Annotated in this window: 17 protein-coding genes and 3 tRNA genes; 7 read left to right on the top strand and 13 right to left on the bottom strand. The window is 40.3% G+C overall.

The window, feature by feature from the left end:
* Window positions 1-90: 90 nt before the first annotated feature.
* The 3 genes from QQK05_RS16840 to QQK05_RS16830 all read right to left on the bottom strand — a co-directional run bounded on the left by QQK05_RS16840 (window position 91) and on the right by QQK05_RS16830 (window position 366).
* Window positions 91-166 (bottom strand) — tRNA-Val (locus QQK05_RS16840).
* 23 nt (window positions 167-189) lie between these two features.
* Window positions 190-265: transfer RNA gene (locus tag QQK05_RS16835), tRNA-Val, on the bottom strand.
* 25 nt (window positions 266-290) lie between these two features.
* Window positions 291-366, bottom strand: a tRNA-Val gene (locus QQK05_RS16830).
* Window positions 367-604: 238 nt separating this feature from the next.
* On the opposite strand from QQK05_RS16830, the gene gltX reads away from it, so the two are divergent.
* From gltX to QQK05_RS16805, 5 genes are all read left to right on the top strand, one after another.
* Window positions 605-2,017: a glutamate--tRNA ligase gene (gene gltX / locus QQK05_RS16825; RefSeq protein ID WP_284300784.1), complete on the top strand. Its 1,413-nt coding sequence runs from the start codon at window positions 605-607 to the stop codon at window positions 2,015-2,017.
* 259 nt (window positions 2,018-2,276) lie between these two features.
* Window positions 2,277-3,656 carry an MFS transporter gene (locus QQK05_RS16820; RefSeq protein ID WP_284300781.1) on the top strand — a complete coding sequence of 460 codons (1,380 nt, stop codon included), beginning with the start codon at window positions 2,277-2,279 and terminating at the stop codon, window positions 3,654-3,656.
* On the top strand, window positions 3,649-6,057 hold the full coding sequence (locus tag QQK05_RS16815) for a GH36-type glycosyl hydrolase domain-containing protein (protein WP_284300779.1): 2,409 nt from the start codon (window positions 3,649-3,651) through the stop codon (window positions 6,055-6,057). The genes QQK05_RS16820 and QQK05_RS16815 overlap by 8 nt, the downstream gene beginning before the upstream one ends.
* Complete coding sequence (locus tag QQK05_RS16810) at window positions 6,050-6,574, top strand: gluconokinase (RefSeq protein WP_284300777.1); 525 nt, start codon at window positions 6,050-6,052, stop codon at window positions 6,572-6,574. The genes QQK05_RS16815 and QQK05_RS16810 overlap by 8 nt, the downstream gene beginning before the upstream one ends.
* Entirely contained in the window at window positions 6,575-7,321 is a 747-nt protein-coding gene (locus QQK05_RS16805) for a sugar-binding protein (RefSeq protein WP_284300775.1), read from the top strand. It abuts the gene before it with no gap.
* A gap of 50 nt (window positions 7,322-7,371) precedes the next feature.
* Here the strand turns inward: QQK05_RS16805 and QQK05_RS16800 are convergent, their stop codons facing one another.
* From QQK05_RS16800 to QQK05_RS16755, 10 genes are all read right to left on the bottom strand, one after another.
* A complete protein-coding gene (locus QQK05_RS16800; protein WP_284300774.1) occupies window positions 7,372-7,641 on the bottom strand; it encodes a hypothetical protein in 270 nt (89 codons plus the stop codon).
* A gap of 46 nt (window positions 7,642-7,687) precedes the next feature.
* Window positions 7,688-8,326, bottom strand: coding sequence for a LysE family translocator (locus QQK05_RS16795; RefSeq protein WP_284300771.1), 639 nt, complete (start codon window positions 8,324-8,326; stop codon window positions 7,688-7,690).
* A 43-nt stretch (window positions 8,327-8,369) separates the two neighbouring features.
* Entirely contained in the window at window positions 8,370-8,660 is a 291-nt protein-coding gene (locus QQK05_RS16790; protein WP_284300768.1) for a hypothetical protein, read from the bottom strand.
* Between the two features lie 82 nt (window positions 8,661-8,742).
* Entirely contained in the window at window positions 8,743-9,105 is a 363-nt protein-coding gene (locus QQK05_RS16785; RefSeq protein WP_284300766.1) for a hypothetical protein, read from the bottom strand.
* 14 nt (window positions 9,106-9,119) lie between these two features.
* On the bottom strand, window positions 9,120-9,626 hold the full coding sequence (locus QQK05_RS16780) for a GNAT family N-acetyltransferase (RefSeq protein WP_284300764.1): 507 nt from the start codon (window positions 9,624-9,626) through the stop codon (window positions 9,120-9,122).
* 6 nt (window positions 9,627-9,632) lie between these two features.
* Window positions 9,633-9,938 carry a putative signal transducing protein gene (locus QQK05_RS16775; protein WP_284300759.1) on the bottom strand — a complete coding sequence of 102 codons (306 nt, stop codon included), beginning with the start codon at window positions 9,936-9,938 and terminating at the stop codon, window positions 9,633-9,635.
* Window positions 9,939-9,947: 9 nt separating this feature from the next.
* Window positions 9,948-10,286, bottom strand: coding sequence for a hypothetical protein (locus QQK05_RS16770; RefSeq protein WP_284300757.1), 339 nt, complete (start codon window positions 10,284-10,286; stop codon window positions 9,948-9,950).
* Window positions 10,287-10,293: 7 nt separating this feature from the next.
* Window positions 10,294-10,854, bottom strand: coding sequence for a GNAT family N-acetyltransferase (locus tag QQK05_RS16765; RefSeq protein WP_284300755.1), 561 nt, complete (start codon window positions 10,852-10,854; stop codon window positions 10,294-10,296).
* A gap of 67 nt (window positions 10,855-10,921) precedes the next feature.
* Window positions 10,922-11,128, bottom strand: a complete 207-nt coding sequence (locus QQK05_RS16760) for a zinc ribbon domain-containing protein (protein WP_284300753.1) — start codon at window positions 11,126-11,128, stop codon at window positions 10,922-10,924.
* Between the two features lie 38 nt (window positions 11,129-11,166).
* Window positions 11,167-11,793 (bottom strand): thiol:disulfide interchange protein DsbA/DsbL, encoded by a 627-nt coding sequence (locus QQK05_RS16755; RefSeq protein ID WP_284300751.1) that lies wholly within the window; start codon window positions 11,791-11,793, stop codon window positions 11,167-11,169.
* A 360-nt stretch (window positions 11,794-12,153) separates the two neighbouring features.
* On the opposite strand from QQK05_RS16755, the gene pyrH reads away from it, so the two are divergent.
* Both pyrH and frr read left to right on the top strand, forming a co-directional pair.
* Window positions 12,154-12,891, top strand: a complete 738-nt coding sequence (gene pyrH, locus QQK05_RS16750; protein ID WP_284300749.1) for a UMP kinase — start codon at window positions 12,154-12,156, stop codon at window positions 12,889-12,891.
* 65 nt (window positions 12,892-12,956) lie between these two features.
* The gene (gene frr / locus QQK05_RS16745) at window positions 12,957-13,514 is read left to right on the top strand and encodes a ribosome recycling factor (RefSeq protein ID WP_284300747.1); all 558 of its coding nucleotides are present in this window, start codon (window positions 12,957-12,959) and stop codon (window positions 13,512-13,514) included.
* Window positions 13,515-13,561: the final 47 nt, after the last annotated feature.

The following is a 13,561-nucleotide window of genomic DNA, read 5'->3' as shown; positions in this document are numbered from 1 at the left end:
GGGCTTGAACCAGTGACCCCCGCCTTGTAAGGGCGGTGCTCTCCCAACTGAGCTAATCGTCCGATGCGGTATGCAAATAGAGATTTTAATTGGTGGACGATACTGGGCTTGAACCAGTGACCCCCGCCTTGTAAGGGCGGTGCTCTCCCAACTGAGCTAATCGTCCAAATTCAAAAATTATTGTCTTATTGGTGGACGATACTGGGCTTGAACCAGTGACCCCCGCCTTGTAAGGGCGGTGCTCTCCCAACTGAGCTAATCGTCCAATAAGAAATAATCTTTACAGAGAGTGGTGGACGATACTGGGCTTGAACCAGTGACCCCCGCCTTGTAAGGGCGGTGCTCTCCCAACTGAGCTAATCGTCCGTCTCTGTGGGGGCGTATTATAGGGGGTAGTTAAAAGCTGTCAACAAAATACCGAGATTTTTTTTGAAAAAGTGTTTGTTCGCTATAAATTTCAACATTTTGTTTGTTTTATCTACGGATTTGAAACAATCGCTAGATAAAGATGTATTCATTTTAATTGCTTGCTAAAATAACGCCCAATTTTTATCCCTCTTTATTAATAAGCACATAGCTTATTAAACGACTTTGTGAGCAAAATATGACTTTAACGACTCGATTTGCCCCTAGCCCAACAGGCTATTTACACGTTGGTGGTGCAAGAACGGCACTTTACAGCTGGTTATACGCGAAGAAAAACGGCGGTGACTTCATTTTACGTATTGAAGACACTGACCTTGAACGCTCTACTCAGGAATCTGTTGATGCTATTTTAGATGGTATGAACTGGTTAAATCTTGATTGGAACAAAGGCCCGTACTACCAAACACAACGATTCGACCGTTATAAAGAAGTTATCGCTCAGCTAATAGAGTCGGGTAATGCTTACCGTTGTTACTGTACACCTGAAGAAGTTGAAGCGATGCGCGAAGAAGCAAAAGCTAAAGGTGAAATTGAAAAGTACAACGGTATGTGGCGTGACCGCACGGATTACCCTGAAGACAAGCCATACGTTATTCGTTTCAAAAATCCTTTAGAGGGTGACGTCGTTATTAATGACGTAGTGAAAGGCGACATTACGATTAGCAATCAACAGTTAGACGACTTAATTATTGCCCGTTCTGACGGCAGCCCGACATACAATTTAACTGTAGTTGTAGATGACTGGGACATGAAGGTTTCTCATGTTGTTCGTGGTGACGATCATATCTCTAATACACCTAAACAAATTAACATCTTAAAAGCATTAGGTGCAGACATTCCTGTATATGCACATATTCCAATGATTTTAGGTGATGACGGTAAGCGTTTATCAAAGCGTCATGGCGCAGTAAGCGTTATGCAATACCGTGATGATGGCTACTTACCAGAAGCATTATTAAACTATTTAGTGCGTTTAGGTTGGTCTCACGGTGACCAAGAGATTTTCTCAATTGAAGAAATGATTGAATTATTCGACTTATCAGGTTGTAACCGAGCGCCATCAGCATTTAACACAGACAAGCTAATTTGGGTAAACCAACATTACATGAAAACAATGGATCCAAGCTACGTTGCTAAGCACTTAGCGTGGCACATGGCGGCTCAAGGTATTGAAACTGCAAATGGTCCAGCGTTGGAAGAAATCGTTAAAGTACAAGCCGACCGTGTTAAAACGCTAAAAGAAATGGCGCAAATCTCTAGCTATTTCTACCAAGACTTTACTGAGTTTGATGCAGCAGCAGCGAAAAAACACCTGCGCGGTGTAGCGCAAGAGCCACTAACATTAGTTAAAGAAAAACTAGCAGCGTTAGATAATTGGCAGCCTGAAGCTATTCATGAAGCAATCAATGCGACTGCTGCAGAATTAGAAGTTGGTATGGGTAAAGTTGGTATGCCTTTACGAGTAGCAGCGACTGGTGCAGGTAACTCGCCGTCGTTAGACGTAACTTTAGCGCTATTACCTCAAGACAAAGTTGTTGCACGTATCGATATGGCACTAGCTGTAGTAGCTGAGCGTATTGCAAACAGCTAATTGATGAAAATTTATCATCATGCAAAAGCCACGACATAGTTCGTGGCTTTTTTGTATTCGTGACAAAATACAATGCTTTTCCAAGTGGTACTTTACAAAAATGCTTGTGTTTTATTTGATCACCAGTTAACCTTTATTTAATTGATTTGAAAGCGCTTACATTTTTGTTGTGTTTTCAAGTTTAGCTAGTGTAGGTGGGGAAGCTAGCGCACAAAATTTGAATATTATGTTTGCTAATTAATAATAAAAGGAATTAGCTATGTCGCGTATTTCTGCGTCCCACCAATTGTCTCTCAAAGAAAAGCTTGGTTATGCCTGTGGCGACGTCGCCTCAAATTTTTATTGGCGTGTTTTTGACGTTTTTCTTTTTATCTTTTACACCGACGTTTTTGGACTTCCACCCGCTGTAGTTGGCACGATGATGCTCGTTACTCGTATCATTGATGCGTTTTCTGATCCCATTATGGGCGCCATCGCAGACAGAACAAATACAAAGTATGGCAAGTTCCGTCCATATTTGATTTGGGGCATTATTCCTATTGCGGCGGCAGGTATTTTGACCTTCACCGTACCTGATTTAAGTGATAATGGAAAAGTGATTTGGGCTTACGCCACCTACATTTTTATGATGTTGGCTTACACCTTTATTAACGTACCATATGGAGCATTGCTCGGCGTTGTTACTGCTGATGCCAAACAAAGAACCTCGTTAACTAGTTTTCGATTCATTGGTGCGTTCTCCGGCGGTAGCCTTGTGGCGTACATGACACCTGAACTTGTTGAGTACCTTGGTAATGGCAATGAGCAAGTTGGTTGGCAACTTACAATGGCCTTATATGGCTGTATTGCCGCGTCGTTATTTATTCTAACTTTCTTTTCAACTAAAGAGCGTATTTCGCCACCACAACATCAGCAAACAAGTGTAATGCAAGACATCAAAGATCTCGGCCAGAACAAGCCGTGGTTGGTGCTATTCGTTTTAGCGTTAGTCATCATGATGACCATATCATTACGTGCATCAACGGGTACATTTTACTTTAAATATTTTGTCGAAAGGCCAGATTTAATTGGTAGCTTTTCGATGACTTACCTCATCGCTTTAGCGCTTGGTGCTGCAAGTACCCCGATAATGATGCGTTTTTTTGACAAGAAGCGCTTGTTATTAATATTGATGAGCTTGGTGTCGGTTCTCTCGGTTGCGTTTTATTTCATCGATAAAAGCCAAATTACGTTAATGTTTGTAACACAAGCGTTGATTGGATTTTTCTTAGGTCCTAAATCACCACTCGTTTTCTCCATGTATGCGGACACTGCAGACTATTCTCAGTGGCGAACCGGGCGACGAGCTACCGCAATGATTTTTTCAGCCGCTGCTTTTTCACAAAAGCTAGGAGGCGCTTTAGCTGGCGCTATGATTGGCTATTTGCTTGCCTCTATGGGCTATGTTGCCAACCAAGAGCAAACGGCTCAATCGAATGAAGGCATCTTATTGTTGATGACGATCATTCCAGGAGTTTTTGCGGTTATTGCTGTTGCTATTATTAGCTTCTACCCATTATCTGACGACAAAGTTGCTCAACTTCAACAGGAAATTTTTGATGAAGACGGCGAGTTAGGTGAGGGGACAGCACGTGGCTAAAGAAGATGCAAAACTAGATGCTACAGCCCGTCTCGTCTCGGTAACTGACGAGCAGGTTACACTAACTAGCCCAGTTACTATGCCAAAGGCCAATGGCTATCTCTACAATGATAAAATGTTGTTGCAACTAAATTGTCGTGGCTATGCTATTAGCCAGTTTCTGCAACCAGAACCCGCAAAATATAGCTTTGGGCCAAATTTAGAGGCAACGACATTTATTCAGCCTGAGCATCATTATTATGCTCATCATCCGGGGCGATTCTTTTACTTAAAAGACTTGATTACTGGCGAGCTGATTTCACTACCGTATGAGCCTTGTAGAAAACGTACTGATTCATTTGTATTCATACAGGAAAAGGGCCAAATATCATGGCGAATTTCACATAATGACCTGAATATCAACATTAGGGTTTCACTCTGTAACGCACATATCGCTGAATGTTGGCATATCAGTATTGTTAATCAGTCAGGTAGTGTAAAACGGGTAGCACTTTATCCCTATTTTACTGTCGGCTATCAGTCGTGGATGAACCAAAGTGCAGACTATGACGAGACGTTAAATGCAATTATTGCCAGTGCGATAACGCCATATCAAAAAGTGTCGCAGTATTTTGAAAATCAAGAGTTAAAAGATAAAACCTTTCTTATCAGTGAGAGATCACCAGATGCTTGGTTGGCTAACCAAGAGTTGTTTGAAGGCGAGGGCGGCTTATCAAATCCAACGGCGCTTAGACAACGCTCACTACCTAATTGTGGGACACAATATCAAGTGGCATGTGCGGCGATGCAATATGACATCGAACTAGCGCCGAATGAAGCGTTTGAAAACAAATGGGCATTTGGTGCTGCTAAAAATGTGGATGAAATAGACGCAATCAAACACGTGGCCTTTAGCGATGAATCAAGCATATCGCCTTCATTGTCGGCCAATGTCAGTATACAGGAGCACACTGGCATTATTGGCAGTGAATCTTGGTTGTTTAACTATATCAACACATGGCTTCCAAGACAGATCGATATGCACGGTACAACCAACCGTTTGACCACAGATCCTCAAACACGAAATTATTTGCAAGATAATATGGGCTTGAGCTTTCTAGCGCCAACGAAAGCCAGACGAGCGTTTGTTAGAACTATGTCTCAACAGCACGCTTCTGGTGAGTTGCCAGATGGTATTTTGTTAAACGAAACAGCAGAGCTTAAGTATATTAATCAAGTACCACATAGAGATCATAGTGCATGGTTAAGTATCAGTTTATTGTGTTATTTGGATGAAACTAATGATACTGAGTTGTTGTTGGAACAACTCGATTTTCAAGATAGCGATGAGCAAGCACCGGTATACCTACACCTTACCAAGTCTATAGAATATTTGCTCGAGCAACGAGATGAACGGGGCTTGTGTTTTATTAACCAAGGTGACTGGTGTGATCCAATGAACATGGTGGGGCACAACGGAAAGGGGGTCTCTTCTTGGCTTAGTTTAGCGACTGCTTATAGTATTGAGTGTTTCATTCGATTGATTAATGATTACTTACCTGAAAATCTACAAGGCTCATTAGCGGATAAAATTGCTGAATTCAAAGAAGCTAAAACTGCGCTTAATAATGCGGTTAATACTCATTGTTGGGATGGTGATTGGTACGCGCGTGGTATTAATGACCATGGTCGAAGTTTTGGTATTAAATCTGATGTTGAAGGCAGAATTTACCTGAACCCGCAAAGTTGGGCATTATTGGCTGAAGCTGTTAGTCCGGCGAAACAATATAGTCTGCTCAATGAGGTACAAAAACAGTTATATACCCCGTTTGGCGTGACGATGCTTGCACCAAGTTACACCCAAATGGATGAAGGTATTGGCCGTTTAACTCAAAAATCAGCAGGGATTGCCGAAAATGGCTCGGTGTATAATCACGCCAGTGTCTTTTATGCCTATAGCCTTTATCAAATTGGTGAAAATGATATGGCGTTTGCAGTGCTCGCTAAAATGTTGCCCACGGAAACTGATCAAATCATCCGTGGGCAACTGCCTCATTTTGTGCCTAATTATTATCGTGGTGCCTATCACCAATTCCCTGAGCATGCAGGCAAGTCGAGTCACTTATTTAATACTGGAACTGTGGCTTGGTTTTATCGATGTATCGTCGAAGAGTTATGTGGTTTAAAAGGAAAGCAAGGTCGTTTACTTGTGCAACCTAAATTACCTAAGCATCTCACTAGGTTGTCGGGTACAAGACATTTTAGAGGTGCTGACATTAATTTTGAATATCAGCAAAAAGACATTGAAAGTATGCAATGTTGGCTCAATGGTACTTCGCTTGATAAGCCAGTTATTTGTAACGTAGAGGCTGGTGCGCGCTATCAGCTTGAAGTCCATTTACCGAGAAAACACCTTGAATAGCGCCGTTTATGTATTTGTGATGGGGGTCAGTGGTACGGGCAAATCAACATTGGCTCAAGAAATCGCAAACTCCCTTAACATTGAGATGGTTGATGCGGATGATTTTCATAGTGAAGAGGCCAAAGCAATTATGGCGAGTGGTCAAAGTATTGATCAAGCAACACGATTGAAATGGCTTAACAGGCTCACAACATTTTTGTTCACCCATAAATATAAGCCATGTGTGATAGCATATTCAGGCTTGTTTGCTGCACAGCGTAAACAATTGATGAGCATAAATAAAAATAGTTTAGGTATATTGCTTGAAGGTGACGAAGATATTATCTTTGAACGCCTTGAAAATAGAATAGGGCATTTTGCTCCAAGCACTATGTTAAAGAGCCAGCTTGAACTTTTTGAGCCGCTAGCGTCTGATGAAACGAACGTATTGTCGTTGCCAGTGCTAGACTCAACTGCCGAGCAAGCCCAACAAGCTATTGCTTATATAAATGAATTAGCCATATTTGAGACCAAGTAAATGAAGTTTTCTACCTTTTTTGCACCTATGTGTTTACTCGCAAGTATGCACTGCGTTGGCCAAGATGTACCTTATACACCGCTACCAATAGAAATTGATGGCAAGTTATCAGAAGCTGCATGGCAAACTACATCATGGAAACACCTTGAACATCACATTGTAGGAAGCATTCCTAGTGCAGAAGATTTTTCTGGTTCATACAAGCTCTTATGGGATGAAAATTACTTATATTTAGCTGCAAAGATCACCGATGATATTCTCTACGATCGTTACGCCAATCCACTAGAACGATATTGGGATGATGATTGTTTGGAAGTCTTTCTGGATGAAGATAACTCTGGTGGTGAACATCAGTTTAATTTTAACGCGTTTGCCTATCATATTGCCCTTGATAATCAAGCCGTTGACATTGGCCTACAAAAAAATGGGCAAGGACAATTTCTGTTATTAAATGATCACATAGATAGCGTTTGGAAGCGTCAGGCGGATAAGCCAAATGAAGTGATTTGGGAAGTGGCTATACAAGTGCACAATGACATGTTTTTACCACACGCTAGAATTAATTCACGCGTCCCATTAACGGAAAATAAAACGATGGGATTCATGTTGGCTTACTGTGACAACGATGGCTCCGAATCACGTGAGCATTTTATGGGATCACATAAGATTAGCCCGGTTAATGGCGATAAGAACTTGGGTTATAAAACAGCTGACGTTTTCGGTGAAATTAAATTAATTAAAGAATAATCACACCGCTTAGTGTTGATGGCGCGGATATTCGATATCCGCGTAACGCATCATTCTCTCGTTTTGAATGAATAGAAAGTTTTGTGAAAATAAATGTAGTAACCTGCTGCAACGCTGAGTGCTATATTAAGCGCATTGCCGTTATCGAAGTAACTAAGCCCTATAATTGCTGAGATGATAATCGCCCACAATAATCGCTTTTTGCGACTTACTGTTGCTACAGTCAGGTGGCCTTGTTTGATGGCATACCATTGCCCGAATAGAATAACAGCGATGAGGCCAAAATATAGCAACCAAGTTAATAACATTTCTGTTGGCATTGACGTATCTTCCTTGAGTCAGTTTAGTTTTTTTAAGTGACTATATTTATTCGCTTTTCATAAGCGCAAGCTTAGCACCAAACCCGATAAATACTACACCGGTTAATGAATCTAACCATCTTTTGAATTTAGGGGTTGTCGTAAGTGACTTTATCTGAGTTAACGCAAAAATCATCATTGTGAACCAAACAATGTTTACCAATGCATGAGCAGATATAAGCGTATATGCTGTTAGCGTGCTTTCACCCAACGTAATGAACTGTGGGAAAGCAGCTAGATAGAACATCGATACCTTTGGGTTCAACGCATTTGTTAGAAAGCCTTCTAGAAAAGATCGTTTAAAGCTTGGAGTACTATGACGAGATTGCTCGTTACTAATTTGAGGTGAGTTACTAGTGCTAAGTGCGTTGATAATAGCGTTGACACCAATCCATATCAAGTAAGCTGCGCCCACTATCTTTAGCAAGAAAAAGGCTTGTGCAGATTGAAGCAAAATAACGGATATACCGAGCAGAGATAGTGTGCCATGGAGGTAGAACGCTGCAACAAAGCCCCAAATATTGGCGAATGCTGATTTAACACCTGATGATGCAACAGTTTTCGTTATTAACAGACCATTAGGGCCAGGGGAGATAACGAGTAATGTTGCAACTGCAACAAATGTTAGCAAATTTTGAATATCCATATTTTCGCCTCAAATTAGTGTGATGAGGCCCGAGTGGCGAACCTCAGATATCCAATATGTTATCAGCTCGGCGAATAACTCGCCACAATACCCTAAATGGCCAAAATAGTAATTCAATTGGTAATTCAACAATGATTTCTAAGATATCAAGTAGCGCATTTTCACGCTTTCTCTGATTCTTCCGCTTACTTGGCCATATAAAATATGCCAGTAGAAATCCTGAAAAGATTATGACCAATTGAATCCAATCAAACGTGTTGTTGAATAGTACAATGAGTAAAACCGTTGAACAGATAAATAAAAGTAGGGCAATGAGTTCTCTTAATGCTTCCATTGACTGAGTGTTGATTCCTTGCGTCCGTTAATCATGCCAAATAGGGTAAATTTTCTCGCGTGATTACGCAATGCGATTTGGGTTATTTGCACACAACGCGATTCTTGTTCACTGTGATTGTTACTCGTTTATGCACTTCGTTATTGGTGACATAGCCACAGGTGCCTTCAAGCAGGGTATCGTTTGAGAGCATAAAGGCAAAGCCATATTGACCATCGGGTTGTTTAAGCATGTAATGCAAGGTGCTTTTTTGATTGGGCGCTAGTTGGCCATAGTCTAAGCGACTTGCAGGTAAATAAACATGAGCTGTTGTAATGGTTACTCCAGAGTTGTTCTCTACGCTAATACTCGGCAATACATAGAAACTCAGGTGATATATGGCTGCCGATATCACAATGAGTCCAATGAGGAGTTTGACAAGGTGCTGCTTTAGTTTGGCTATCATTGTGGGTCCATGTCTTAATCGTTTGTTAGATTGTATGAAAGCTCGTGACAGCTATATCGCTGGTTGTTGATACTGAGAAAGTCTTGAATTGTACGTGTTTTAACAAAGCCTGCTCTTTGAAGCAGATGCAATGAAGCTGGGTTGTTGTCGAGTACCTGGGCATGTAATCTACTTAACATTAACGACTCTTTAGCAGTAGATATTAGATGGGATAAACAATGCTTACCGAGACCCATAGAGGTTTTTTGATGCGCGACACGATAACCGACGGCTGCCGATCCTTGCGAAATATCTTTTAGATTTGCGCGAGCGACAATTTCATCTTCTTGAAGTACTACATAACTGCGTGATTTACCTAATTTATGCATAACATCTAACTGCTTGATGTGTTCTTCGATACCTTCAAGTGAATAAAATGTATTAGGCCTAGCTTCTATTAGTGATTCAAACCATTGCTTATTGGCAAGTTCAAAGGCAAGAAGCTTAGCGTCGTGATGATAGTTAAGTAACTCAAATTGCATGTGTATCTAGTTATTTTCTTCCTGACATTGCCAACAAATATCAAAGGAGGCGTCGTTAACCTCTTGGCAATTGTTACAGATCCAGTCAGATGAATAGGTATTTTTTTGTGAAGCTTCGATAATATTTGTTGCTCTTTCAAAGTCAGCATCATCGACTACCCAGAGTTCGGGCCAAGCATCAAACGCAGAAATATCGCCCACGGCACCTTGAGCAAACTCATTCTTAATAAATACCTCGATGCCTTGGGCTTCAACCATGTTTTTAACATTGTGAACGAGAAAGTTATTCTCGTTTGAGTAAATCTTTTTCATCAACTAGCTCTATGAATGTCTACCTAATAAGTTAAAAAACAGCGCAAAACCAAAAAGACTCCATCCACAAAACTTCAGTATTTTGGCAAACTGTTTATATTTGTGCTCGTTATCGCGTTCATCGTAATGATCAATTATCGTCGATAACATAACTAACACGCCACAAATAAACGCACCGTACATCATGATCGCAGGCGTATCTGTTAGGTGAATGCCACCATTTCTTTTGCCGGGTATGTATAAGTCATTGTTAATGATGCCATAACCACCGTAGCCGATTAAAAAAATAGAAGCAATTGTGTTCCATAAACGCTTGGACAAGGAGATTTTGTTGGGTAAATGACTCATCGACAAGCTAAGTTCGTTGATGGAACTCAGGCTTGATTAAGCCAAAGCACTTTAAATCATGGAAAGCGCCTTTCCAAAATCCACCGCTTCTACGTGTTCCTTCCTCTTTAAAACCAAGCTTTAATAAGACGGCCTGAGAAGCATGATTGCCAAGCATGGTATCGGCTTGTACTCGATACAATTCACCAAGTGGAAGTTCACCTGATAATCCCTTATCGAGAATTTCAGTTAGTGCCTCAGTCGCGTAACCTTGGCCCCACTGGTTTGAGGCGAGCTCATAACCAATACCTGCATTTTTCATTTTGGCATTCCAGGCGTTAAATCCACAGGTACCAATAAATTCATAGGTTTCCTTTATACGAATTGACCAACGAATGCCTATTTTGTCTTTATATCTTTTATTGAAAAAATCAATTAACTGGGTTGCTTGCTCTGGGCTACTGAATTGATCAATATCGTAATACTCGATAACCAATGGATCAGAAAAAATGCGAAAAAGCTCGTGACTATCGTCATGAGTCAACGGTTCAAGTATTAATCTTGGTGTTTGTAAAACAGGGATTGTCACCTAACTTCCTTGGTTAATTTTCTTAGAAAGGCTCCACGTTGACAAAACAATCGTGGAGCTAATTCATTTAATTTGTGAATAAATCAAACACATTACCTAACGTACTCGTACTGCCACGGTAAAACTCGGTATAGGTACAGTTTGAGCAAATAACCGCAGTAAATTTACGATTTTGCATATCAAATATTTTTGACCAGCCACTGCCCGTTGTCGCAATAGTATCGGTTTCGTAATCTGTGCAGTCACACTTTGGACATTTCCAACTTTTAGACATGATAACTCCTTGTTTTATAAATGGCTAAATACCTACTGTTAGGCAGTCTTATTTAACAAAAATAACACAAGTTCCTTGTATTCGTCATATGATTTTATGTTATCGAGTACCGGCTTATATTTGTTATTGATAATTAATGTTGGCACCGCGCGATGTCCTTGTGCACGAATAGCTTGAGTGTTTTTTTGCATTTGTTTTGCTTTAACATTTACGCTGAAGCTTGCAAAAGCTTTATCGAAGTCTTTTGCACTTACGCCATTTCGTAAAAACAAGTTTCTAATGTCATTGTCATTACTAAAATCTGCTCCTTTTACGTGAATGTAATTGAAGATTGCAGGTACTAATTTATCCTCAGATTTTAGGTGTTGAGCTGTCACAAGTGCTTTAGTCAAACTATGTTCAACCGACATATCTCGTTTCGGCATTCCGTCAACATGATTTTTTCTAAATACAGCACCCTCGGGCATACTTGCTTTTAGTTCGTTCATGAATGGCTCTTGTTTAAAGCAAGCCGGGCAGTAAAAAGAGAAATATTCTGTGATTTCCATTTTCTTCGACGGCTCACTTGCCAATGTTACATAATAATCACCCTCCGTAAATTTTGCTGCTTCAACAGGAAGGGTGGGTAATGCAAGACAAAAAAGTAAAGCGATAAGTGTGCGCATATCAATCCTTTTGCGTTGTTTTTAACTGTAATAGTTCTTTGACAAACCACCGGATAATAGTTCCACAGATTTTTTAGTTAATTGTCAGATAATTACTGGTTAGAGCGAGGTTTTCTTTATTCTTGGGTGCTTTCATAAAAGTTGTCTGAATTGATAGCAAGTGGCTAAATTACTTGTCGTTCAGCATATTTAGTGGATTATTTGAGTAAATATTTCTTTAAAAAATGATGATTTCGGCTATTTTTAAACCGAACAACCACTTATTTTTACATTAACCTTTAGATAGTTAAAAAAAACGAGTAGAATATCGGCGGCCTAAGTTAGGCCTTAATGGCTAACTTTCATCTATAGGAAAAAAATATGAGCACCAACCCAAAACCTGTTTATCGTAGAATTCTTTTAAAACTTAGTGGTGAAGCCTTAATGGGCGATGAAGGCTTTGGTATTGATCCAAAGATCTTAGATCGTATGGCACAAGAGATTAAAGAACTTGTGGAAATGGGTATTCAAGTGGGACTTGTTATCGGTGGTGGTAACTTATTCCGTGGTGCTGGTCTTGCTGATGCGGGTATGAACCGAGTTGTTGGTGACCAAATGGGTATGTTGGCAACTGTAATGAACGGTTTAGCTATGCGTGATGCTCTTCATCGCGCTTTTGTAAACGCACGTTTAATGTCGGCAATTGATTTAGCGGGTGTATGTGATACTTACAACTGGGCTGAAGCAATTAGCTTATTAAAGTCTGGCCGCGTCGTTATTTTTAGTGCTGGTACAGGTAACCCGTTCTTCACAACAGACTCTGCAGCGTGTTTACGTGGTATTGAAATTGAAGCAGATGCGGTATTAAAAGCGACAAAAGTTGATGGTATCTACTCTGATGACCCAGTAAAAAATCCAGACGCCGAGTTATACCAACACTTAACTTACACTGAAGTGTTAGACAAAGAATTAAAGGTTATGGACTTAGCTGCATTTACGCTAGCTCGTGACCACTCTATGCCAATTCGTGTTTTCAACATGAACAAACCTGGCGCATTAAAGAATGTAATTATGGGTGAAGACGAAGGTACAACTATCGATCACTCAGAGAATATTTAAATTAAAAACAATTATTAAGTGAGATAACCTATATTTGTATAGGTGAATTACCAAGGATATTTATTGTGATTGACGAAATTAAACAAGACGCTCATGAACGTATGGGCAAAAGCGTAGACGCGCTAAAAGTGAACTTAAATAAAGTACGTACAGGTCGTGCTCACCCTTCGTTATTAGATAACGTAACTGTTGAGTATTACGGTGTTGACACTCCACTTAATCAAGTAGGTAACGTTTCAGTGCCAGACGCACGTACTCTAGCGGTTACTGTTTTCGACAAAGGTCTTATCGGTGCTGTTGAGAAGGCAATCTTAAAGTCTGATTTAGGCTTAAACCCTGCATCTCAAGGTACGTTAATTCGTATTCCTTTACCACCATTAACAGAAGAGCGTCGTAAAGAGCTTGTTCGTGTTGTTAAAGGTGAAGCAGAAAATGGTAAAGTTGCGATTCGTAACATTCGTCGTGACGCCAACTCTGACATTAAGTCACTAAACAAAGAAAAAGAGATTAGTGATGATGAAATGCACCAAGCTGAAGATGAGATCCAAAAGATCACTGACACATTTGTTAAGCAGGTTGATGCAATTTTAGCCGAAAAAGAAGCGGAGTTAATGGAAATCTAAGGTTTTCATTGCTTATTCAATTACGCCGTAGATAATAACTACGGCGT

This window comes from Thalassotalea loyana (assembly GCF_030161435.1).
GTDB lineage: Bacteria > Pseudomonadota > Gammaproteobacteria > Enterobacterales > Alteromonadaceae > Thalassotalea_G > Thalassotalea_G loyana.
This window is presented reverse-complemented; position numbering and strand designations above follow the sequence as displayed.

Bases quoted from the DNA above. Each gene is read 5' to 3' on its own strand.
- gltX (WP_284300784.1), top strand. From the start codon at position 605: ATGACTTTAACGACTCGATTTGCCCCTAGCCCAACAGGCTATTTACAC.
- QQK05_RS16820 (WP_284300781.1), top strand. From the start codon at position 2,277: ATGTCGCGTATTTCTGCGTCCCACCAATTGTCTCTCAAAGAAAAGCTT.
- QQK05_RS16805 (WP_284300775.1), top strand. From the start codon at position 6,575: ATGAAGTTTTCTACCTTTTTTGCACCTATGTGTTTACTCGCAAGTATG.
- QQK05_RS16800 (WP_284300774.1), bottom strand. From the start codon at position 7,641: ATGCCAACAGAAATGTTATTAACTTGGTTGCTATATTTTGGCCTCATC.
- QQK05_RS16795 (WP_284300771.1), bottom strand. From the start codon at position 8,326: ATGGATATTCAAAATTTGCTAACATTTGTTGCAGTTGCAACATTACTC.
- QQK05_RS16790 (WP_284300768.1), bottom strand. From the start codon at position 8,660: ATGGAAGCATTAAGAGAACTCATTGCCCTACTTTTATTTATCTGTTCA.
- QQK05_RS16785 (WP_284300766.1), bottom strand. From the start codon at position 9,105: ATGATAGCCAAACTAAAGCAGCACCTTGTCAAACTCCTCATTGGACTC.
- QQK05_RS16780 (WP_284300764.1), bottom strand. From the start codon at position 9,626: ATGCAATTTGAGTTACTTAACTATCATCACGACGCTAAGCTTCTTGCC.
- QQK05_RS16775 (WP_284300759.1), bottom strand. From the start codon at position 9,938: ATGAAAAAGATTTACTCAAACGAGAATAACTTTCTCGTTCACAATGTT.
- QQK05_RS16770 (WP_284300757.1), bottom strand. From the start codon at position 10,286: ATGAGTCATTTACCCAACAAAATCTCCTTGTCCAAGCGTTTATGGAAC.
- QQK05_RS16760 (WP_284300753.1), bottom strand. From the start codon at position 11,128: ATGTCTAAAAGTTGGAAATGTCCAAAGTGTGACTGCACAGATTACGAA.
- QQK05_RS16755 (WP_284300751.1), bottom strand. From the start codon at position 11,793: ATGCGCACACTTATCGCTTTACTTTTTTGTCTTGCATTACCCACCCTT.
- pyrH (WP_284300749.1), top strand. From the start codon at position 12,154: ATGAGCACCAACCCAAAACCTGTTTATCGTAGAATTCTTTTAAAACTT.